Here is a 21,225-nt window from a genome sequence, read left to right as displayed (position 1 = left end):
GCGATAAAAACAAGTCGCTCAATATTCTTAGTCAAGGGAAATAAGCCAGGAATAAGCAAACGGTTGCATTTAAATAGCAACCGTTTGCTTATATTGTATTAATTGAGCGCGCGCACCAATATTGGGCAAGAATACAAATGGGGGTAATAGAATTTATTACTTTAATAGCACTTCATAGCGAGGGTTAAACTCATCAAACAGGGGCAAGGCTGCGGCGCCTAATGCGGCAGTATCCGCGCCCGTCGTCCCCAGCCGCACCCGCAGACCGTCAAGGTATTTACTGCGTACCGAGCGGTGCAATGGCGCAAGCCGCTTGATGAGCTGCTCGACAAGGCTTTCCGGCATCAGACCGCCAATAATCACGGCTTCAGCGTCAAACATGCACTCAATAATGTTGATCGCCTGACGTAACGCCGGCACCGCCGAATCCAGCCATGTGTCTATCTGCCCCTGCGGCAATGCCAGTAAGTCCTGCGGTCTGGCGCGCATCGGATCCAACCCGCAGCTCTCATAGGCCGCCTGTAATGACACATAGCGTTCCAGGCACCCCTGGTTGCCGCAATAGCACGCCCGGCCACCCGGTTGCACAATCATGTGGCCGACCTCACCAGCATTGTGCGCATGGCCGGTATAAATTCGGCCGTCGGTGAAAATCCCCGCCCCCAGCCCGGTGCCAAGATACAAATAAATAAACGAATTAAGCTGCCTGGCGATACCGTGCAAACGCTCGCCAATCGCCGCAACGGTGGCGTCGTTCTCGAGCGTCACCGGCAGGCCACTCTGCGCGTTAAGTTCGGCCACTACATCAATATTTTCCCAGCCGTTCAGCGTGGTCGGCCCAACGGAGGAAATACCTTCGACGCCAAACGGCCCCGGCATCACAACGCCGATCCCCAACATTTTTCCCCAGCTCAGATCCGGCTGCTGGCGCATTTCTTGCAGTACATCACAAATCAGTTTCAAGGTCGCAGCAGGTTGCGGCTTTTGCACCATAATCAGCCGGTGGAAACGAACGCTGCCTGACAGATCAACGACGATGATCAGCAGTGACTGATGATCCAGATGGATGCCGATGGAATACGCACTGTCTGGGTTCAGGGTCAACGGCGTGGCCGGTTGGCCCCGCCCGCCGGCACGACGCGGCAGGTGCGAGGAGAGAATACCGGCCTGTTCCAGTTCTGTTGCAATGTTTGAAACGGTTTGCGGCGTCAGTGAGGTCAGCCGGGCAATTTCGGCACGGGTCAGTTCACCGTGCAAACGGATAGCCTCTATCACTACGCGCCGGTTGTGTGCACGAGCATGTTCAAGGTTAGTGCCGGAAGTCGTCATAACTGCCTATGCAGAAAGGGAAATCGTCTTTGCAGTATGGTGCCCTCTAATAAAGCAATCAAATTGATTTAAGAATCTTTTTAACACCGGAGAACGCACAATGAAAAGCCATACCCTTGCCGCTACGGCAGTCAGTACCCTTTCTGCCCTGGCCCTCAGCCTGTCATCCGCCTATGCCGCCCCAACGCAAATCAATGCGTTATTTATGACCCAGGCGGCCTACAGCGAAAACGACATCCGCGCGATGACCGCGGACTTCAGCAAACAGCACCCGGATATCACCGTTAACCTGGAGTTTGTTCCTTACGAAGCCCTGCACGATAAAATCGTTGCCGCGCGCGGTGCCGGCAGTAACGGCTATGATGTGGTGCTGTTTGACGCTATCTGGCCCGCGGAATTCACCAAATTCGGCCTGTTGCAAGACGTCACTGCGCGCATTAGTGCCGACGACAGCAATAAAATCTTTGCCGGTGCCATGACCACCGTGACCTATAAAGACAAACGCTGGGGTATGCCGTGGATCCTGGACACCAAATACCTGTATTACAACAAAGCCATGCTGGCCAAGGCCGGGATCGCAGCCCCGCCGAAAACCTGGCAGGAGCTGGCGCAACAGGCCGAAATCCTGAAACAGAAAAACGTGGTCAAGTACCCGCTGGTGTGGAGCTGGTCACAGGCCGAGGCGTTGGTATGCGACTACACCACGTTGGTGTCTGCCTTTAAGGGGCAGTTTATCCAGCAAGGGAAAATCACCTTCTCTACGCCAGGTTCGCTGCAGGCTGTCGACTATATGAAAGCGTCGCTGGACAAAGGGTTAACCAACCCGAACTCCCGCGAGTATCTGGAGGAAGACGTGCGTAAGGCGTTTTCCAACGGTGACGCCGCCTTCGCGCTAAACTGGACCTACATGTACAACATGGCCAACGATCCGAAGCAAAGTAAAGTGGCCGGTGACGTCGGGATCGTCCCTGCGCCTGGCTCGGTGGAAGGCCAGGTCTCCGCGGTGAATGGGTCGATGGGGCTGGGCATCGCCAAAGCCAGCGCCCACCCTGACCAAGCCTGGCAGTACATCAGTTATATGACCTCACAGCCGGTGCAAGACAAATACGCCAAACTGAGCCTGCCGATCTGGAAGGCGTCCTACGACGATCCGGCGGTACAGAAAGGCCAGGAGCCGTTGATTGCCGCAGCCAAACAGTCGTTGAACGTGATGCTGTCGCGCCCTGAAACCGTCGATTACTCCCGTTTGTCCAACGGATTGCAGCAGGACCTGCAGCAAATCTTGCAGGGTAAAGTCACGCCGCAGGCCGGGCTGGACGCCGCGACCCAAAGCGCTGCGCGGTTGCGTTAAGGAATGACAATGCTCACTTTTCCCCAACGTGAGCGGCGTCAGGCATGGGTGCTGTTAGCACCCATGCTACTGATGATGCTGCTGCTAACCGCCTGGCCGCTGGCCCGTACGCTATGGCTGAGCTTTACCGATGCGGCGCTGGTGGGCGATGGCGTAACGCCGGCCTGGGTCTGTATGGACAACTTTTTTTATGCGCTGACCGATCCGGATTTCCAGGCTGCCCTGTGGCGTACATTGTATTTCACCCTGGTGTCAGTGGCATTTGAAGGCGTGATTGGCGTATTGGTCGCGTTGCTGCTTAACCAAAAATTCCATGGGCGTAACCTTCTGCGGGTACTGGTTATTCTGCCCTGGGCGCTACCCACCATCGTTAATGCCACCATGTGGCGGCTGAATTTCAACCCGGATTACGGCAGTATCAACGCACTGTTGACCCAGCTTGGCGTAATTGATCACTACCGCAGTTGGCTGGGCGATCCCGCTTCGGCACTTAACGCGGTGATGCTGGCGGATATTTGGAAGAATTACCCGCTGATTACCCTGCTGACGCTGGCGGCGTTGCAATCCATCCCAGACGATTTGTACGAGGCTGCGCGGCTGGACGGGGCCTCTGCCTGGCGTCGGTTTCGCGCCATCACCCTGCCCGCCATTCTGGCACCGCTGGCGGTGGCTCTGGTATTACGTACCATTGACGCCTTCAAGGTGTTCGACATTATTTACGTGATGACGCGCGGCGGGCCGATGGACAGTACCAAAACCCTCAGTTTCTTCGTGTATCAGGAATCATTCAGTTATCTGCGCGCCGGCAGCGGTGCCGCCTATGCGGTGTTGATGACGCTGTTGTGCGGGTTATTGATCGCGCTGTACATGCTGATGCTGTTCCGTCAGCGCCGAAGGAGCCTCGCCGATGAAGCGTAACATTCGTTTGGTGCTGCGCTACAGCGCCGCGCTGCTGCTGGCAGTTTCAATCCTTGCGCCCATGCTGTGGCTGTTTCTGATGAGCGTCAGTGCCTCGGCCGATCTGACGCGAGTGCCCCTGGAGTGGCTGCCACGTCAGTGGGACTTTTCGCGCTACGGCAGCCTGCTGTCATTGCAGCCCGGCCAGCCGGGTACCTTGTTTCTGCACGCGCTATTCAACAGCCTACTGGTGGCCTGTGGCGCTACGCTAATTTCATTACTGTTGGCGATCCCGGCAGCGTTCAGCTTTTCACGCTACCCAGGACGCGACGGCTGGCTGTTTGCCAGCCTGGCCATTTACATGGTGCCCCCCGTGGCTTTTGTCTTGCCGCTGTACTTTATTTTGCAACAGTTAGCCTTGTTGAATACCCATATTGGTTTGGTGCTGGTCTATTGCTCACTGATCTTGCCGTTTCTCACCTGGATGCTAAAAAACCAGTTCGACGCCTTGCCGATAGATATCGAACAGGCGGCGCGGTTGGATGGGCTGCGGCAATGGCAGGTGTTGTTACGCATCACCCTGCCGCTGGCCAAACCGGCACTGGGCGCCTCCGCGCTGTTTGGCTGGCTGCTGGCCTGGGACGAATTTTTCTATGCATTGCTGTTCACCAGCAATATTCAGGCACAGACGCTACCTGTCACCATTGCCGGCTTCACTGCCGGTCGCGCCACCGATGACGGGTTGATCGCCGCCGTCGGCATTCTGGCCGCCATTCCACCTCTTTTTATTGCCATCTGGCTGCAAAAAACGCTGGTTAGCGGTTTAACCAGTGGCGGCAGCAAGGGCTAATTTATTCAGGGAAATTAACATGATGAACACCAACACCAGACCCACACTGTACGTGGTTGGCAATATCAACGTCGACGTGATCATGAGCACTTTGCAACAGTGGCCGCAAAAAGGCACCGAGGCGATGCTGGATCACAGCGAACTGCGCCCCGGTGGTTCGGCGGGCAACTGCGCACTGGCGCTGGCGGCGCTGGAAACCCCTTACCGGCTGGTGGCCAACCAGGGCAACGACTATTTCAGCCCCTGGCTGGCACAGCTGTTCCCGGAAAGCTCGCTGTACTGGCCGACCTACAGTTGTGAAACCTCTCTGACCTTCGGTGTAACGCACCCCGATAACGAGCGCACTTTTTTCAGCAATCAGGGCCATATCACCCGCCTGAGCCAGGACGACGTGCTGCATCAGATCCCGCTGTTCGCCGGCACTGGCGACACGGTGTTGTTGTGCGGCACGTTTTTGTGCACCACCTTGATGGCGGAATATCCGGCGCTGCTGCAAACCTTGCGCCAGCGCGGCTACCGCATTGCGGTGGATACCGGCTGGCCACCTCAGGGCTGGAGCGATGCTTTACGCGGGCAGATCGCCGACTGGCTGCCGTTCTGCGACATTCTGTTGCTTAATGAAGTGGAGACCTGCGGTATGGCCGGTCATGAAGACCTTTACACCGCCGCCCGCACGCTGAACCGGCAGCAACCGACCGATGCCGCCTGTGTGGTGAAATGCGGCCCTGACGGCGCTCGCATGTGGTGGGGAGAGCGCCTGTTGCAAGCAGCGGCGCATCCGATCAAGGTCGTCGACACCATTGGTGCCGGCGACAGTTTTAACGCGGGGTTTCTGACCGCCTGCCTGTATGGCCATTCCGCTGCGGTCGCGCTGCGCTGGGGTATCCACGCCGCAAGCCACGCCATCAGCAGTTCACCGCGCCAGTACCTGGACTGGAACACCCTGAAAACCTGCGCCGGAGAAATGGTCTGATGGCAAGTGTAGAGCTGGTAAAAGTCACCAAATATTACGGTAAACAGCGCGTGCTGAATCCGTTGGATCTGACCATTCCCGACGGCAGTTTTACCGTGCTGGTCGGCCCCTCTGGCTGCGGGAAATCCACGTTACTGCGTCTGTTGGCCGGGCTCGATACGCTGACCGACGGCGCGATCCTGCTGGATAAGCAAAAAATTAACGATCTGGACCCGGCCGATCGCGATATCGCCATGGTATTTCAGAGCTATGCGCTCTACCCGCACCTGACGGTGGCTGAAAACATGGCGTTCCACATGCAGATGATGAAGGTGCCAAAAAGCGAGCAACAGACCAAGGTTCAACAGGCCGCGCGTATTTTGGCAATCGACCCTCTTTTACAGCGCTACCCGAAAGAGCTGTCAGGCGGACAGCGCCAGCGGGTGGCGATGGGCCGCGCCATGGTGCGCAACCCGAAGGTATTTTTGTTCGATGAGCCGCTGTCTAACCTTGATGCCCAACTGCGTATGGAGCTGCGCGCCGAGATCAAATCCCTGCATCAGCAATTTAAAACCACCACGGTGTATGTCACTCACGACCAGATCGAAGCCATGACGCTGGCTGACCAAATTGTGGTGATGAAAGACGGCAATATCGTGCAGCAAGGGAAACCGCTGGAGATTTACGATGCACCGGCAGATACCTTTGTCGCCCGTTTTATCGGCTCACCGCCGATGAACCTGTTGGAGGGCGTCGTTACGCCACGTGACCATCGTCCTGGCGTAACCTGCGGAACGTTATGGTTTCCCCTGCCCGCGAAATGGCATCAAACCGTTCCAGGCAGCAAAGTGATCCTTGGGCTGCGCCCGCATGACTTCCGTTTGGTAGAAACCAGCGAACAACCGGCCGCCACGCTGCGGCTGATGGAGATCACCGGCGATGTCAGCCTGCTGCATCTCACCTGGGGCAGTTACACGTTGCACGTACAGTTCAGCGGGCGAGTCAACGCAGACAGCGGTCAGTTGCTGTACCTGGCTCCCAACAGTGATGCAATCCACTTGTTTGACGCTGCAACAGGACAGCGACTCAGTGAACGTTAAGAGAACCGGTTGCCATGGACGGCATCAAACTTGAAACGATAACCATTCTCAATTATCATCCGCGCATCTTTTTTAGAGTAGACCTTCACCGCGGAACCCATGTCAGCCACAGCCCCTTCACCCTCTGAAGCGCTAGCTCACCTCTATACAACCCACCATGGTTGGCTACAGGGCTGGCTACGCCGTCGGCTTGGCTGCGCATGTGATGCCGACGATTTGGCACAAGACACGTTCCTGCGGATCCTGAAAAGTGATTCCGCCGCCACCATCCGTGAACCTAAAGATTTCTTGGTCACGCTCGCCAAACGGGTCATGGTCGATTTTTTCCGCCGTAAAACGTTGGAGCGAGCCTATCTGGATATGCTCGCATTAGCGCCGGAAGCGCTTGCCCCCTCACCGGAACAACGCCAATGTTTGCTGGAAAGCCTACAACAGATCGACAGCATGCTCGACGGGTTGGACCCAAAAATCAAACAGGCCTTTTTGCTGTCGCAACTTGAAGGGTTGGGTTATGCCGACATCGCTTTGCGGCTTGGCGTCTCAGTCAGTTCAGTGAAGAAATATATGGCAAAAGCCACCGAGCACTGCCTGCTGTTCAGCCTGGAAAACGAATACCTGCAATGAGTCATAACATCACCCCCGAACAACGCCATGCGCTGAAAATGGCCGCTCACTGGTTTGCCCTGTTAAGTGATGAAAATGTCACCGAACGCCAGCGACAGCAATGGCAGACCTGGCATCAACAACACGATGACCACCGCTGGGCCTGGCAACGGGTTGAAGCGCTACAAAGCCAATTACAAGGCGTACCGGGTAAATTCGGCTATCGCACGCTCGATCAGGCCGATCGCCACAGCTCGTTGGATCGCCGCACGCTGTTGAAAAGCCTGCTGCTATTGCTCGGCGTTGGCGGCAGTTGGCTAGGCTATCAGTCACCGCTGGGGCGTGAGCTGCGCGCTGACTACCGCACCGCTACGGGTGAGATCAAACCCATCATCCTTAGCGACGGCAGCCAACTGGTGTTAAACACCGCCAGCGCCGTTGATGTTCGCTACACCGCTGAAAAGCGGCTGATCGTACTGCACACCGGTGAGATTAGCCTCATAACCGGCCGTGATACCCGCCCTCTGTGGGTAGAAAGCCAACAAGGCGCAATGCGTGCACTGGGCACCCATTTTCTGGTACATGAAAGCGAGGGGCAAACGCAGTTGGCCGTGATTGAACACGCCGTGGAAGCCCAACTGGCACAGTATCCGCAGGAGAAGCGTCGGGTTAACGCCGGCGAGCAAATCAGCTTTAGCGCCACCGCATTTAACCCGCTGCAGACGCTGGATATCGCTGATGGCTGGACACGCGGCGTGCTCAACGTAAGCCAATGGCGGCTGGATCGGGTGATTGCCGAACTGGCGCGTTACCGCCCTGGCCGTTTGGAATGCGATCCCGCCGTTGCCAATTTTCGTGTTAGCGGCAGCTTCCCGCTGAGGGAGCCGGATCGCGCCCTTCTTTTACTCAGCCAAACCCTGCCGATACGGCTGCAAAGTTTTACCCGTTACTGGTTAAAAATTGTCCCCGCCTGATTTATTTAAATGAAAATGATAAAAAATCGCATTCTTGATTGTCCCTTTTCCATTCTCATTCGACTCCAGATAAAACACTGCAGCAAAAAATAGAAGAAATCAGGAGAAGGTATGAACAACTTTTGGGGAAAACCGCTTCAACCACTGGCGATAGCCGTGGGCCTGGCATTCGCTTTACCGGTGATGGCAGCACAACCGGCACCCACCGCGTACGCTATCCCTGCGGGTGATCTGGATGGTGCGTTGACGACCTTTGCCGCGCATGCCGGTATTGCGCTGTCGGTAGACGGAAAGCTCACCGCCGGTAAGCATTCGCCAGGGTTAAAGGGTAATTACAGCCTCGACCAAGGGCTGAACGCACTGCTGGCGGGCAGCGGTTTGCAGGCCAAGGCGCTCGGTGGCAATGGTTACACCCTGGTCAATATCCCAATCGCGCAGAAAGAACAAGACATCACCGTTGTGGGCGACTGGCTGGCTGAAGGCCGGCAAATTGACGTGTTCGAACACGCTGGGGCACGTGATGTCGTTCGCCGTGAAGCCTTCGCCAAAACCGGGGCTACCACGCTACGTGAAGTGTTGAACCGCGTTCCCGGCGTTGTTGCGCCAGAAAACAACGGGACCGGCAGTCACGATATGGCACTCAATTTCGGTATTCGTGGCCTGAACCCGCGTCTGGCCAGCCGTTCAACGGTATTGATGGACGGGATCCCGGTCCCCTTCGCCCCTTATGGCCAGCCGCAGCTGTCGCTGGCGCCGGTTTCCCTCGGCAATATGGATGCCGTTGATGTGGTACGGGGCGGCGGTGCCGTTCGTTATGGGCCACAGAGCGTCGGTGGCGTGGTCAACTTTGTCACTCGGGCCATCCCGGAGACCTTCGGCATGGAGGCCGGTATGCAGGGCCAACTGAGCCCGACGTCTCGTCAGGATCACCCAAAGGGAACGGGCAACCTGATGATCGGCGGCACCGCGGATAATGGCTTTGGCAGCGCACTGCTTTATTCCGGCACGCGCGGCAGCGACTGGCGCGAACACAGTTCAACCAAAATTGACGACGTGATGCTGAAAAGCCGCTATGCCCCCAACGATGTGCATACGTTTAATAGCCTGCTGCAATATTATGAAGGTGAAGCGGACATGCCGGGCGGCCTGAGCCGGGCAGATTACAATGCCAACCCGTTTCAATCGACACGCCCATACGATAAGTTCTGGGGCCGTCGCCAGCTGGCGAACTTTGGCTACCGGTACCAGCCCGACCAGCAACACAAATTCGATGTGCAAAGTTTCTATACCTATACCCTGCGCAGCGGTTATCTGGATCAGGGCAAGAACCTGACACTGTCTCCGCGTGAATACTGGGTGCGCGGCGTGGAGCCACGTTACAGCCAGAGCTTCCGCTGGGGGCAATCGGCGCATGAAGTTGGCGTGGGCTACCGTTATGTGAGCGAGTCCACCCACGAGCTGCGTTATTACAGTAAGGCCAGCAACGGCGTTCTGCCGTCAACCCGTAGCCCTTACGATCGTGATACCCAATCCGGTACCGATGCCCACGCCTTTTATATCGATGATCGTATTGATATCGGCGACTGGACCATCACACCGGGTATGCGTTACGAGCATATCACCTCGTATCAGAACAACTACATCAAGAATAACCGCCTGGATGTGAGCTACAACGCGCCCCTGCCAGCGCTGAACGTGATGTATCACCTGAATGAATACTGGAATGTGTACGCGAACACGGAAGGCTCATTCGGGACCGTGCAATACAGCCAGATGGGCAAAGCAGTCGACAGCGGTAATATCGAGCCGGAAAAGGCGCGCACTTGGGAATTGGGGACACGCTACGAGGGCGATGCGCTGCAGGGTGAAATCGGTCTCTTCCTGATCAACTTCAATAATCAGTACGATTCCAATCAGGTGACCGACAGCGTTACCGCACGCGGCAAAACCCGCCACGCCGGACTGGAAGGCAGCCTGCGTTATGATCTGTCGCAGCTGACACCGACACTTGATGATATGACGGTATACGCCAGCTATGCCTATGTCGACGCGACTATCCGCGAAGACGGCGCTTACCGGGGAAATCAGGTGCCGTTCTCACCAAAGCATAAGGGGACTCTGGGACTGGATTACACCCCGGGTCATTGGCTGTTTAACCTCAACGGTGAATTCCAGTCCAGCCAGTTTGCCGATAACGCCAACACGGTGGCGGAAAGTGCTGACGGCAGCACCGGTCGCATTCCTGGCTATATGCTGTGGGGCATGCGCGCCGCCTATGACTTTGGGCCGGAAATGGCCGGGCTAAACCTGGGTGTCGGGGTTAAGAACCTGTTTAACCACGAATATTTCACCCGCGCTTACGACGATAACAACAAGGGGCTGTACATCGGTCAGCCACGTACCCTGTATCTGCAAGGCTCTGTAAAGTTCTAATTCCCCCGCGGGCGCAATCACTGCGCCCGCTAATTATCACCTGCTCAACCTCTTTTTAACCTCTGCCCAATGCGCTATGCTCAAAAACCCTTCCGGCTTTAACATTTTTGAAACGGGATTTCTGCCATGTCCGCATTCCGTCTGTACGCCATCCGGTGCGCTCTGCCATGAGCTTTTTTTCACGTGCAAGTGCGTTGCCTCTCTTGGTGGCCGGTGCCTTTTTTATGGAAAACCTCGACGGCACTGTGATTGTCACCGCCATGCCACAAATGGCAGCGGCTTTCGGCGTACGGCCGGTAGACATGAACATCGGTATTTCAGCTTACATTTTGACGCTAACGGTGTTTATTCCCGCCAGCGGCTGGATTGCCAACCGCTTTGGTGCACGCAATATCTTTGCCGCCGCGGTGTTGATTTTTACACTGGCATCCGTGTTGTGTGCGGCCAGTATTAACCTGCCTACCTTTACCGCTGCCCGTATCTTGCAAGGCTTCGGCGGTGCTCTGATGGTGCCTGTCGGCCGGCTGGTGGTACTGCGCAACACCGCCAAACCCGATTTGATCAAAGCCATCGCCACCATTACCTGGCCTGGATTGGTCGCCCCTATCCTCGGCCCTCCCGTCGGCGGTTTTATTACGACCTATGCCTCGTGGCACTGGATTTTTATTCTCAACGTGCCCTTGGGCATGGCCGCGCTGTGGTTGGCATGGCGACTGATCCCACAGGAAGCACCACAGAAAGGCGTTCCCTTTGACACCCTCGGTTTTGTACTGACCGGCGTTGCCTGTTTTGGTCTGATGTTTGGTCTGGATCTGATCAGCCATCCGCAGTTGTCTTGGCTGGTGCCTGCGCTATGCCTTCTTGGCAGTCTGGCACTCGGTGCGCTGGCGGTTCGCCATGCCAAACGCGCCGCGTACCCCTTGATCACGCTGTGGGCCATGCGAATAAAAAGTTACGCCGTCACTATATGGGGTGGGACGTTGTTCCGCATCGCCATTGGTGCCGTACCTTTCTTGTTACCGCTGCTGTTTCAGATCGGTTTTGGCCTGAACGCCTTTGACGCCGGATTATTGGTACTGGCGGTATTCGCCGGTAACCTGGTGATGAAGCCCTTTACCTCCGCGGTACTTTACCGGTTTCGCTTTCGCACCACGTTGGTGGTGAATGGCCTGCTAAATGCCGCCACGATTTTCGCTTGTGCACTATTGACGCCACAGACGCCAACCTGGTTGATTCTGGCACTGTTGTTCGTCAGTGGTCTGACGCGATCCATGCAGTTTACCGCGCTCAATACACTGGCATTTTCGGAAGTACCGCAATCACAGATGAGCGGCGCCAATACCCTGTTTAATGTGTCACAACAAATGGGCAGCGGGCTGGGGATTGCCGTCGGCGCGCTGGCATTGAGAGTAACGGAGATGCTGATGCCGCAGTCCGCTGAGCGTATTCCGTTGGCCGATTTTCAGTGGGCTTTCGTGGTCATCGGCGTGATTGCCGTGGTAGCCGTGATCGACAGCGCAACCCTGAATGCCAACGCAGGTAACGAGGTCCGACAAAGAACCTCCCCGGCGGCACCACTGACGAACGCACCTCAACGATTGCAAAAATAAGTCGCATCTGCTGCCAATCAACGTAGTATCGATGATCCGCCCCGTTTCACCGGTGCGGATTTTTTGCCGTTTTTGGCCTGAAAAGCGAGGTAATAATAATGATTCACAGTGACCTTTCTCAGTGCCGCGTTAACACCGACCGGTTGTTGATTGCCCCCTTTACCGCAGCAGACGCCGACGATGTTTACCAGGCGATCACCCCTACATTGACACGCTTTATGAATTTTGAACCGGAGGCGTCGCCAGAAGCGTTTGAAAACGTGTGGCAAGGCTGGCTACCGTTAATCCGTGAAGGCGAGGAAGTGATTTTTATCGCACGCCTGCGCGACACTAAACAGTTTGTTGGTGTAGGTGGCGTACACGATTTGCATGGCACCACGCCAGAGCTGGGTATTTGGGTAAAAGAGAATCTGCACGGCATGGGCTATGGCCGTGAAATTGTTCAAGCTATGGCGGTATGGGCCAGCGAGCGCTACCACCCACAATACTTTATCTATCCGGTGGCAGAGCAAAATACGCCGAGTCGGCGCATCGCCGAATCTTTAGGCGGCGTGGTGGCCGGCCGACGCGAAAACACCAAATACGACTGCGTGGTGTATCACGTCCCACCACAGCACTGATCACTTTATCGGCCATTCTGCTCGGCCCGTCTTTAAACATGCAGGATTCACTGACCAAAAACCGCCCGTCTGGCAGCAGCGATGGCGGTTTTTTTATGTCGACGCCGATAACCACTGCCACTTAACGTGGGATTATGCTAATGCTAGTAGCATGTAGGGTAAAAACAGTTGGGGAACAGCAACATGATCATTTTTGTTACGGGTGCCACATCCGGTTTTGGTGAAGCCATTACACGACGTTTTATCCGCGAAGGCCATCAGGTGATTGCCTCCGGCCGTCGTATCGAACGCCTGGAAGAATTGAAAGACGAGTTGGGTGATCCGCTGCATATCGTCCGCCTGGACGTGCGTAACCGCGCGGCGATTCAGCAAGTGATTGACGAACTGCCTGCGGCACTCCGCCACATCGACGTACTGGTGAATAACGCCGGGCTGGCGTTAGGTCTGGAACCGGCACATAAAGCCAACGCTGACGATTGGGAAACGATGATCGACACCAACGCCAAAGGCCTGGTCAACATGACCCGCGCCCTGTTACCTGACATGGTTGAACGCAATGTTGGCCATGTCATTAACATCGGCTCCGTCGCGGCCAACTGGCCTTATGCCGGCGGTAACGTTTACGGCGCCACCAAAGCCTTCGTGAAACAGTTCAGCCTCGGTTTACGTGCCGACCTACAGGGCACGCGTATTCGCGTTACCGACATCGAGCCCGGCCTGGTAGGCGGCACGGAATTTTCCAACGTGCGTTTCAAAGGTGACGACGGCAAAGTTAACAAAGTTTATGACGGGGCCAATGCATTGACGCCGGAGGATATCGCCGAGTCGGTGTTCTGGGTGGCAACCCTGCCGAGCCACGTCAATATCAACTCGCTGGAAATCATGCCGGTCAGTCAGTCCTTTGCCGGGTTGAACATTCACCGCGAGGCCTGATCCTGTGCGCGGCAGGCATGCCCTGCCGCCATTTATCAGGCGGCTCGCCAGCCGGAAACAATAATCAACATCCCCACCAAGGCCACGCTAGCCCCCAGCCAATCCAACGCAGACAATTTAACCCCGTCTACCACCCGTAGCCACAGCAACGCAGTCGCCACATAGACGCCGCCGTAAGCCGCATACACGCGCCCACTGGCGGCAGGATGCAGCGTCAACAGCCAGACAAACAACATCAGGCTCGCCGCAGCCGGCAACAGCAGCCACACGCTGGCGCTTTTTTTCAGCCACAGGTAGGGTAAGAAACAGCCAATGATCTCGGCCAATGCCGTCGCGAAAAATAACAGTGTGGTCTTGATCATAGGAACGTTTTCTCTCTATAAAGTAAACAAGGCCGTGCTTGGCTGGTGCAGTCTAAGTGCGCGATGGTATATTTATCAACACGCCTGAGGGCGCAGTAAGCCAGTGTTGCCGTTTTCAGGCAACACTAACTCATAAGGATGAAACGATGAAAACACTTTCGACTCAACGACTGCTGCGCGGGATGCTGCCGGTCGCCATGCTGGTGCTGATGGGTGCCTGGCAGGCTCCAGCGCTGGCTGCCACCTGCACTCAGGGCAGCACCTGCGTTACCGTCGATGGCAGCAACAGCGGAGCGATGAGCACAGAAGCGGCTCGCCAAAGCAAACAGCAATTCAACGACACCAAGTCTCTGCGCAACAAGGTCAACACCCGCGTTGAGAAAGAATTCGATAAGGTCGATAAGGCCATTGATAACGAAGAGCGCTGCGACGACAGCCTGAACGTTAACGCTTACTGGGAACCCAATACCCGTAAGTGTCTGGACCGCCAGACGGGCCGTCAGATTAATCCTTAATCTTGCCGCAGCAGGCGGCGGCCGTTACCCTACGACGCCGTTGCTGCTATCCTGACAAAGGAAGCCCAATCTCAAATAAGGATGAATTGATGAAAAAAGCGCTTATCCTGGGTGCATTGCTGCTGGCGTCAGCACCACTGGCTGCCCTGGCCTCGTGCGAAAGCGTGAAGGCTGATATTTCGCAGAAAATTGTCAATAACGGCGTGCCAGAATCTGGCTTCAAGCTGGATATTGTGCCGAATGACCAGGCCCAACAGGCTGGCGGGCTGGTGGTGGGTCACTGCGAAAATGACACACAGAAGATTGTCTATACCCGCATCAGTAACGGTGATGACAATGGTGACGCGGCGCAAACCGGCACCAGCCAGGACACTAAGACCTCGCAATAATGATCGTTAAGGGCGCTAACCGCGCCCTTTCCTTTTCTACTTCTTCTGCGCCTCACGCCTGTTCCGCTTCTTCACCCTCGCCCTGTGGACGATGCCGCGCAGGAATCAGCATCGCTGCGGCGAGTGCCAGCAGTGATATCAGTGCAGAAACCAAAAATACCCCATGCAGCGAAGCGGCTACCTGTTGCGTCATATCCGCCAACATCTCCGGTGCCATTGATCCCCGCGCGGCAGGCTCCATTAACTGCTGAACAGGATCGGACGTTTGCGGTAAGCGGAGCTGCAGGTTGATGTTTAGCGTCGCCCCTAAAATCGCGGTCCCGATGGCCGAGCCCATCATTCGGGTAAACACGGTACAGGCGGTAGCGATACCGCGAATGCTGTGATGCGCCGCGTTTTGCACCGACACCAAGAATGTGGTGTTGCACAGCCCCATACCGGCACCCACCATAAAGGCGGCCACGCGCCCCCATAACAGACCGCCGGCAGGTTGCAGCAGCAACAGGATCAGTCCCCCGGCCAACAGCAGTAATGCCCCCAGTAACGCCGTGGTCCGATAAGAGGTCATGAGCATCAACCGCCCGCTAAAGGTGCTGGCCAGCGGCCAACCGATCGACATTAACGCCAAGGTCGTCCCTGCCTCCAACGGCGTTCTCCCCATCACGCCCTGAATAAAGGTTGGCAGGAAAGCGCTGATGCCCATCATCGCTGCACCAATCACCAGCCCGCCAATATTGCCGGCCACAATCACCCGACTTTGCCATAACGCCAGCGGGAACAACGGCTCTGGTGCACGTCGTTCCTGGCGGATCAGCAACATCAGCGAGATAGCCGCCAACACCAACAGCGGCAACACCCACCACCCCAGATTTTCTGCCTGCAGCAGTGACAGCAGCAACGCGGTAACAAACAGCGTCAGCCAAGCGGTGCCCACCAGGTCCAGCGCATGTTTACGCACCTGTTGGCGAGAAGGGAGATAACGAGCAAGGAAAAACATCGCCAGCAGACCAATCGGCAGATTGACCCAGAATACCAGCGCCCAGGGCAAATGCTGGACGATAAACGCCCCCAGTAAGGGGCCAATAATCGCCGATACCCCCCAAACGCTGGAGATGTAACCCATCACCTTTGGCCGCTCGGTGGGGCTGTAGATATCACCAATAATGGTGGTCGCTGTTGGCATAATAGCCCCGGCCCCCAGCCCCTGCAGCAGCCGAAAACCAATCAGCCAGTACATGTTTGGCGAGAAACCACAGAGTACCGACCCCAGCAAGAACAGCGATGCGCCAAAGAAAAATACCCGTTTGCGCCCCAGCAGGTCCGCCAGCCGACCATAAATGGGGATGGTGATGGCCTGCGCCAGCAAATAGACCGCAAATACCCACCCGAGCAGAGAAAACCCGCCGAGGTCGCCAATAATGGTCGGCATCGCCGTGGCGACAATGGTTGCCTCAATCGCGGACATAAACATCGCCAACATGCAGGCAATCAGGATCAAGGGACGGTGCGCGATGGGGGCAGATACTTCGTTATTTGTCATAGCGTTATTACAAACCGTAGATTTTTATTTTCACCTCATTATACCAGCCGGAAGAAACACTGCCGTTATCTGTGTCTACTTAGCTGTTTTTATTGGCGAAAAGCGCACCATTTGAACGTATAGTGACAACGTCACTATAAATCAAGCTGAATCAGCCGCATAACCCACAAAGCGCGAACCTACCGGCGAATCTGCAAAGATTCTCTGGCCTTCGGTCGGGCCGCCAAGCACAATGCAAAGCTGAACCTTTCATTTTTCTCACGATTTTATTGACGCATGAAACGATGGGTCCACCTGCACCACTATCGCGCCCTGCTGCGCCGTCTGTTTATTGCCATTTTTCTTGGTATTGCTGCCGCGTTGGTGGTTTGGCTGTTTCACCGTGCAATGCTCGGGTTGGAATGGTTGCTGCTCGATCACGGTGAAGGCAGCCTGGTGGCTGCCGCGGCTGCGTTACCGGGCTGGCGCAGGGCGTTAACGCCCGCGTTGGGTGGCCTGGCCGCCGGTTTGCTGCTGTGGATTTACCAACGTTATCAACACCAACGTCAGGTAGCTCCCACCGATTATATGGAAGCCATTGAAACTGGCGACGGCCGACTCGACGTCAGCGCCAGCCTGGTAAAATGCCTGGCTTCGCTGCTGGTGGTATCGAGCGGCAGCGCTATCGGTCGTGAAGGCGCGATGATTCTGTTGGCAGCCTTGGTGGGGTCGGTGTTTGCCCAACGTTTCACTCATGAGAAAGAGTGGAAGCTGTGGGTGGCCTGCGGTGCCGCCGCCGGGATGGCCAGCGCCTACCATGCGCCCCTGGCGGGCAGCTTGTTTATCGCCGAAATACTCTTTGGTACGCTGATGTTGGCTTCTCTCGGCCCAGTGGTCATTGCCGCCGTCAGCGCATTGCTGGTCACCAATCTGCTCAATGGCGGCCAAGCGCCACTGTATTTGGTCGAACCCTTACCTGCCCCTTGGCCAATACAATATCTGCTGATGGCGCTACTCGGGATCTTGGCCGGCGTTTGTGGCCCCTTATTTTTATGGGCAATGTCGGCGTCCGGCCATGCGTTCCGTTCACTGCGCCTGAAACCGCCACTGCAATTGGCACTTGGCGGGTTGATTGTGGGGTTGCTCTCGTTGCTGTTTCCTGAAGTGTGGGGGAACGGCTACAGCGTGGTGCAGTCACTGCTTAGCGCGCCGCCCGGCGTATTGTTGGTTGGCGCGATTCTGATCTGCAAGTTGCTGGCCGTACTTGCCAGCAGCGGTTCCGGTGCGCCTGGCGGTGTGTTCACGCCCACCCTGTTTGTTGGCGCGGCACTCGGCTCGGTGATTGGGCAATTGTGTGCCCTTTGGCCAGAATTAGGCAGTGCGGTGCCGCTGCTAATGGCGTTAACCGGCATGGCCACGCTGTTGGCTGCAACCACCCACGCACCGATTATGGCTGCATTAATGGTGTTCGAAATGACCGGTGAATATACTCTGCTGCCCGGCATTCTGCTGGCCTGCGTGATCGCAACCACCGTGTCACGTGGCTTACGTTCAGTGTCGGTCTATCACAATGCTTAACGACCCAAAAGAGGCGTAATATCCAGATAATGCGCCAACTCACGCTGTTCGGCGCGAGGCAGATAAGGAATTTCCCCCAGCAGTGGCGCAGGTATGCGCTGCTGCAATGCCTCGATGGTTTCAGCGTAGTGCGCTAACCCCGGATTGATGCGGTTTGCCACCCAGCCCAGTAAAGGCAGACCATCATTGATGATGGATTGTGCGGTAAGTAATGCGTGGCTAACACAACCCAGCTTAATTCCCACCACCAAGACCACCGGCAATTGCTCTTGGATAACCCATTCAGCATAAGGCCGCATATCGTTCATCAACACGCGCCAACCGCCACTCCCTTCGACCACCACCGTATCGGCTTTCGCGGATAAATGTTGCAAACCACTGCTCATCACACCGTAGTTGATGTCATCAGTAGGCTGCGCGTGGAACACCTCTTCCAGGCAGGTGATGGGATTAATTTCTTGATACGACAACGGTATGGTTGAGGAAGCCTGTAAAACCAGAGCGTCTTTATTGCGAAGGCCTTCGCTGGTTTCCTGACAGCGTGCGGCAACAGGCTTATAGCCGGCCACAGAGCGGCCTTGCGCAGCAAATGCCTGCAACAAAGCGCGGGAAATCACGGTTTTACCGACATCGGTATCCGTACCTGTAACAAATAAACGCGTTAACATGACTTAATTGCCCCGAGATGCACCGTTAACCAAAATATCACCGCAAAGACGGCGAAAGAGACGAACAGGAAAAGTCTAGAGGATGCCGGGGAGACGGGGCTTGAGGTAGCTCAACCTTTTGTCGTTAAACGATAAGAATTACTGATTGGTAGTGAGCGGGTATGGGGCGCGTATTTTGGCTTAGCCTTGCAGCAACTGCACCAACAGCGAGCCATTGTATAACGCTTCTTTTACCAGTGCGGCACCTGGCATGGTGCCCTTATTGAAGAACTGGGTAGATTCTACCTTCACATTTTCACTGTAAGCTGGCAGCGATTGTTGGCGGATACAAGAGGCGATGGCCGGATGAAGAATTTCCGCCGCCCGGTTCAACGGTGAACCAACCAGAATTTTTTCCGGATTGAACAGATTGACCATGATGGCCAAAATCCGGCCTACGCTGTGTCCCACCCCAAGAATGATGTCTTTAGCCAGTTGATCGCCCGCCATCGCGGCATCACACAATGACTCAACCGTCAGTGGTGCGCCATGCAAGCTTGAACTCATTGAGCTACCGAGGCGCTGCTGGGCGATTTCAAGCATGTTTTCGATACTGGCCACAGTTTCCAGACAGCCGTGGTTACCGCAGTAACAGCGTTTGCCGTAAGGATCGACCTGAGTATGGCCAATCTCTACCACACTGTGGCTGCCTGCATGCAGAACTCTACCGCCCGTGATCACGCCGGCGCCAACGTTGTGGTCGATCACCACCTGAATCACGTTTTGGCTGCCGCGAGATGCGCCGTATAAGGCCTCGGCCATTGTCCAGGCGCTAATGTCGTGTTGCAGATAAACCGGTAGCCCGGTGCGCGTTTCCAGCGCCGGTCCCAGGGGCATGTCTTTGACGTCGTAAAACGGCATGCGGTGCACCACACCAGAAACGGCGTCAACCATGCCTGGCAGCGTAATGGCGATAGCCGTCAGCCGCTCAAGCTTGCTTTGATGACGAATGAAGAACTGATCTACTTCACCGAGAATACGCTTTAGCAGGGGATCAGGGTGTTCGGCGGCAAGAGGCAACAGCTCTTCGACCACCAATTTGCTGCTGATATCACGCAACGCCAGCGTAATGGTGCCACGGCTGATGCGAGCGGACAGATAGTGCCAGGCTTCGGTGTCCAGCACCAACCCCACGGCAGGACGGCCACGGCTGCCCACTTCCTGGTATTCGGTTTCTTTAACCAGATGCGCTTCCAGCAGTTCGCGAACAATTTTGGTGATACTGGCGGGAGCGAGCTGCGCGCGTTTGGATAATTCGATACGCGAAATGGGGCCCAGTTGATCGATTAACCGATAAACTGCCCCTGCATTTGTTTGCTTGATTTGATCAATATGCCCAGGCTGCCCAACAGCAATCACAAACCTGCTCCTACTATTTTTCGCGCTTCTAAATAAAGACTATCGGCTATGGTGGGGCTTTTGTAATACAGCGTCAACTATTTGATTCGTTATGTGATTTGCTGCACAAATTCACCCCACTTTCACTGCGGATTGTGTTTTATTTGCCCAGCCTGGCCTTCAGGTTAACAGCAATGCCATCAGCGATTTGGCCGCTGCGGTCAGTGGCCTTTGCCGGTGATGCACCAACCAAACTTCCGTCATGGCGCCCGGTTCTGCCAACGGCAAATACTGCACGCCATCAATTTTAACGCGGGCGAAAGACGCCGGCAGAATAGAAATACCCAACCCGGAAGACACCAGACCGATAATGGTCATCGCCTCGCCAACCTCTTGCGTGATGTAAGGAGTGATCCCCGCTTTGGCCAGCAAGGATAAAATTTCGTCATGCAGTGCGGTGCCCACCTCGCGGGAGAAAAACACGAAGGGCTCTTCCGCTAAATGCTGAAAACGCAAGGTGCCGGGAGCAACATGGGTTAACGGATGCCCTTCCGGCACCACGGCCACCAAGGGTTCACACAGCAAAAGCTGATGTTTCAACGCGTCTGGTAAGCGCGTATTACGCATAACGCCCAGATCCAGTTCACCATTAAGCAAGGGTTCAATCTGCTGTTTGGTGTTTACTTCGCGCATTTTGATATGCACCTGTGGGTGTTGCTGCCGAAAAGCCCGCAAACTGCGTGATACGACGCTGATAAATGGGGCTGAGGACGTGAAACCTATGGTTAGCTCCCCTAACTCCCCGCGTTCCAGTCTGGCCGCTTTCTCAGCCGCCCGGCCGACCTGATCGAGTACCTGATACGCTTCTTTCAGGAACATTTCCCCCGCCTGCGTCAGGCTGACATTGCGGTTGTTGCGCGCCAACAAACGCGCCCCCACCATCTCTTCCAACGCCTGGATCTGCTGGCTAAGCGGCGGCTGTGAAATCCGCAAGCGTTCTGCTGCACGCCCAAAGTGCAACTCTTCCGCCACGGCAACAAAATAGCGCAGATGTCTCAATTCAATATTCATACGTTAAACGTCTTAATTTTAATTATTAATATATTAGACAAAAAACTGCCCTCTCCCTATCATTTTGTTAACCCATGAAGTGCTGAATACACCC

General features: G+C 55.7%; 20 protein-coding genes. 14 read left to right on the top strand and 6 right to left on the bottom strand.

Features of this window, described 5'->3' with window-relative positions:
- Nucleotides 1-156: 156 nt before the first annotated feature.
- Nucleotides 157-1,329, bottom strand: a complete 1,173-nt coding sequence (locus JOE25_RS05940) for an ROK family transcriptional regulator (RefSeq protein WP_209633201.1) — start codon at nt 1,327-1,329, stop codon at nt 157-159.
- A gap of 100 nt (nt 1,330-1,429) precedes the next feature.
- Here JOE25_RS05940 and JOE25_RS05935 point away from each other — a divergent pair, with 100 nt between their 5' ends.
- The 11 genes from JOE25_RS05935 (at nt 1,430) to ydfG (ending at nt 13,652) form a co-directional block, all read left to right on the top strand.
- On the top strand, nt 1,430-2,680 hold the full coding sequence (locus JOE25_RS05935) for an extracellular solute-binding protein (protein WP_209633199.1): 1,251 nt from the start codon (nt 1,430-1,432) through the stop codon (nt 2,678-2,680).
- Between the two features lie 9 nt (nt 2,681-2,689).
- Nucleotides 2,690-3,598: a sugar ABC transporter permease gene (locus JOE25_RS05930; protein ID WP_209633197.1), complete on the top strand. Its 909-nt coding sequence runs from the start codon at nt 2,690-2,692 to the stop codon at nt 3,596-3,598.
- Nucleotides 3,588-4,427 carry a carbohydrate ABC transporter permease gene (locus tag JOE25_RS05925; protein ID WP_209633194.1) on the top strand — a complete coding sequence of 280 codons (840 nt, stop codon included), beginning with the start codon at nt 3,588-3,590 and terminating at the stop codon, nt 4,425-4,427. The genes JOE25_RS05930 and JOE25_RS05925 overlap by 11 nt, the downstream gene beginning before the upstream one ends.
- A 19-nt stretch (nt 4,428-4,446) precedes the next feature.
- Entirely contained in the window at nt 4,447-5,400 is a 954-nt protein-coding gene (locus tag JOE25_RS05920) for a carbohydrate kinase family protein (protein ID WP_209633192.1), read from the top strand.
- A complete protein-coding gene (ugpC, locus tag JOE25_RS05915; RefSeq protein WP_209633190.1) occupies nt 5,400-6,479 on the top strand; it encodes a sn-glycerol-3-phosphate ABC transporter ATP-binding protein UgpC in 1,080 nt (359 codons plus the stop codon). Before JOE25_RS05920 ends, ugpC begins: the two co-directional genes overlap by 1 nt.
- A 99-nt stretch (nt 6,480-6,578) precedes the next feature.
- The gene (gene fecI / locus JOE25_RS05910) at nt 6,579-7,103 is read left to right on the top strand and encodes a ferric citrate uptake sigma factor FecI (protein ID WP_209633188.1); all 525 of its coding nucleotides are present in this window, start codon (nt 6,579-6,581) and stop codon (nt 7,101-7,103) included.
- The gene (fecR, locus tag JOE25_RS05905; RefSeq protein ID WP_209633186.1) at nt 7,100-8,056 is read left to right on the top strand and encodes a ferric citrate uptake sigma factor regulator FecR; all 957 of its coding nucleotides are present in this window, start codon (nt 7,100-7,102) and stop codon (nt 8,054-8,056) included. The genes fecI and fecR overlap by 4 nt, the downstream gene beginning before the upstream one ends.
- A 111-nt stretch (nt 8,057-8,167) precedes the next feature.
- Nucleotides 8,168-10,489: a TonB-dependent Fe(3+) dicitrate receptor FecA gene (gene fecA / locus JOE25_RS05900; protein WP_209633184.1), complete on the top strand. Its 2,322-nt coding sequence runs from the start codon at nt 8,168-8,170 to the stop codon at nt 10,487-10,489.
- 167 nt (nt 10,490-10,656) lie between these two features.
- Nucleotides 10,657-12,099, top strand: coding sequence for an MFS transporter (locus JOE25_RS05895; protein WP_209633182.1), 1,443 nt, complete (start codon nt 10,657-10,659; stop codon nt 12,097-12,099).
- A gap of 98 nt (nt 12,100-12,197) precedes the next feature.
- Nucleotides 12,198-12,719, top strand: coding sequence for a GNAT family N-acetyltransferase (locus JOE25_RS05890; protein ID WP_209633180.1), 522 nt, complete (start codon nt 12,198-12,200; stop codon nt 12,717-12,719).
- A gap of 183 nt (nt 12,720-12,902) precedes the next feature.
- Nucleotides 12,903-13,652, top strand: coding sequence for a bifunctional NADP-dependent 3-hydroxy acid dehydrogenase/3-hydroxypropionate dehydrogenase YdfG (gene ydfG, locus JOE25_RS05885; protein WP_209633177.1), 750 nt, complete (start codon nt 12,903-12,905; stop codon nt 13,650-13,652).
- Nucleotides 13,653-13,687: 35 nt separating this feature from the next.
- Here ydfG and JOE25_RS05880 read toward each other — a convergent pair whose 3' ends face one another.
- Nucleotides 13,688-14,014 carry a YnfA family protein gene (locus tag JOE25_RS05880; RefSeq protein WP_209633175.1) on the bottom strand — a complete coding sequence of 109 codons (327 nt, stop codon included), beginning with the start codon at nt 14,012-14,014 and terminating at the stop codon, nt 13,688-13,690.
- A gap of 146 nt (nt 14,015-14,160) precedes the next feature.
- Between JOE25_RS05880 and JOE25_RS05875 the strand changes: the two genes are divergently transcribed.
- Nucleotides 14,161-14,529 (top strand): DUF1283 family protein, encoded by a 369-nt coding sequence (locus JOE25_RS05875; protein ID WP_209633173.1) that lies wholly within the window; start codon nt 14,161-14,163, stop codon nt 14,527-14,529.
- An 89-nt stretch (nt 14,530-14,618) separates the two neighbouring features.
- Complete coding sequence (locus JOE25_RS05870) at nt 14,619-14,918, top strand: DUF1161 domain-containing protein (RefSeq protein WP_209633172.1); 300 nt, start codon at nt 14,619-14,621, stop codon at nt 14,916-14,918.
- 52 nt (nt 14,919-14,970) lie between these two features.
- Here JOE25_RS05870 and JOE25_RS05865 read toward each other — a convergent pair whose 3' ends face one another.
- Nucleotides 14,971-16,458, bottom strand: a complete 1,488-nt coding sequence (locus tag JOE25_RS05865) for an MDR family MFS transporter (RefSeq protein WP_209633170.1) — start codon at nt 16,456-16,458, stop codon at nt 14,971-14,973.
- Nucleotides 16,459-16,734: 276 nt separating this feature from the next.
- Between JOE25_RS05865 and clcB the strand changes: the two genes are divergently transcribed.
- Entirely contained in the window at nt 16,735-18,015 is a 1,281-nt protein-coding gene (clcB, locus tag JOE25_RS05860; RefSeq protein WP_209633168.1) for a voltage-gated ClC-type chloride channel ClcB, read from the top strand.
- On the opposite strand, the gene bioD is transcribed toward clcB, so the two are convergent.
- From bioD to JOE25_RS05845, 3 genes are all read right to left on the bottom strand, one after another.
- Complete coding sequence (bioD, locus tag JOE25_RS05855) at nt 18,012-18,683, bottom strand: dethiobiotin synthase (RefSeq protein WP_209633165.1); 672 nt, start codon at nt 18,681-18,683, stop codon at nt 18,012-18,014. The two genes, clcB and bioD, sit on opposite strands and share 4 nt — an antisense overlap.
- 180 nt (nt 18,684-18,863) lie before the next feature.
- The gene (locus JOE25_RS05850; RefSeq protein WP_209633163.1) at nt 18,864-20,081 is read right to left on the bottom strand and encodes an ROK family transcriptional regulator; all 1,218 of its coding nucleotides are present in this window, start codon (nt 20,079-20,081) and stop codon (nt 18,864-18,866) included.
- Between the two features lie 159 nt (nt 20,082-20,240).
- A complete protein-coding gene (locus JOE25_RS05845) occupies nt 20,241-21,131 on the bottom strand; it encodes a LysR family transcriptional regulator (protein WP_209633161.1) in 891 nt (296 codons plus the stop codon).
- Nucleotides 21,132-21,225 lie beyond the last annotated feature (94 nt).

Origin of the sequence: Serratia sp. PL17 (assembly GCF_017832355.1) — a bacterium.
Taxonomy (GTDB): Bacteria; Pseudomonadota; Gammaproteobacteria; order Enterobacterales; family Enterobacteriaceae; genus Serratia.
The sequence above is the reverse complement of the archived record's forward strand: the minus strand, read 5'-3'. Positions and strand labels throughout refer to the sequence as shown.

Bases quoted from the DNA above. Each gene is read 5' to 3' on its own strand.
- JOE25_RS05940 (WP_209633201.1), bottom strand. From the start codon at position 1,329: ATGACGACTTCCGGCACTAACCTTGAACATGCTCGTGCACACAACCGG.
- JOE25_RS05935 (WP_209633199.1), top strand. From the start codon at position 1,430: ATGAAAAGCCATACCCTTGCCGCTACGGCAGTCAGTACCCTTTCTGCC.
- JOE25_RS05930 (WP_209633197.1), top strand. From the start codon at position 2,690: ATGCTCACTTTTCCCCAACGTGAGCGGCGTCAGGCATGGGTGCTGTTA.
- JOE25_RS05925 (WP_209633194.1), top strand. From the start codon at position 3,588: ATGAAGCGTAACATTCGTTTGGTGCTGCGCTACAGCGCCGCGCTGCTG.
- JOE25_RS05920 (WP_209633192.1), top strand. From the start codon at position 4,447: ATGATGAACACCAACACCAGACCCACACTGTACGTGGTTGGCAATATC.
- ugpC (WP_209633190.1), top strand. From the start codon at position 5,400: ATGGCAAGTGTAGAGCTGGTAAAAGTCACCAAATATTACGGTAAACAG.
- fecI (WP_209633188.1), top strand. From the start codon at position 6,579: ATGTCAGCCACAGCCCCTTCACCCTCTGAAGCGCTAGCTCACCTCTAT.
- fecR (WP_209633186.1), top strand. From the start codon at position 7,100: ATGAGTCATAACATCACCCCCGAACAACGCCATGCGCTGAAAATGGCC.
- fecA (WP_209633184.1), top strand. From the start codon at position 8,168: ATGAACAACTTTTGGGGAAAACCGCTTCAACCACTGGCGATAGCCGTG.
- JOE25_RS05895 (WP_209633182.1), top strand. From the start codon at position 10,657: ATGAGCTTTTTTTCACGTGCAAGTGCGTTGCCTCTCTTGGTGGCCGGT.
- JOE25_RS05890 (WP_209633180.1), top strand. From the start codon at position 12,198: ATGATTCACAGTGACCTTTCTCAGTGCCGCGTTAACACCGACCGGTTG.
- ydfG (WP_209633177.1), top strand. From the start codon at position 12,903: ATGATCATTTTTGTTACGGGTGCCACATCCGGTTTTGGTGAAGCCATT.
- JOE25_RS05880 (WP_209633175.1), bottom strand. From the start codon at position 14,014: ATGATCAAGACCACACTGTTATTTTTCGCGACGGCATTGGCCGAGATC.
- JOE25_RS05875 (WP_209633173.1), top strand. From the start codon at position 14,161: ATGAAAACACTTTCGACTCAACGACTGCTGCGCGGGATGCTGCCGGTC.
- JOE25_RS05870 (WP_209633172.1), top strand. From the start codon at position 14,619: ATGAAAAAAGCGCTTATCCTGGGTGCATTGCTGCTGGCGTCAGCACCA.
- JOE25_RS05865 (WP_209633170.1), bottom strand. From the start codon at position 16,458: ATGACAAATAACGAAGTATCTGCCCCCATCGCGCACCGTCCCTTGATC.
- clcB (WP_209633168.1), top strand. From the start codon at position 16,735: ATGAAACGATGGGTCCACCTGCACCACTATCGCGCCCTGCTGCGCCGT.
- bioD (WP_209633165.1), bottom strand. From the start codon at position 18,683: ATGTTAACGCGTTTATTTGTTACAGGTACGGATACCGATGTCGGTAAA.
- JOE25_RS05845 (WP_209633161.1), bottom strand. From the start codon at position 21,131: ATGAATATTGAATTGAGACATCTGCGCTATTTTGTTGCCGTGGCGGAA.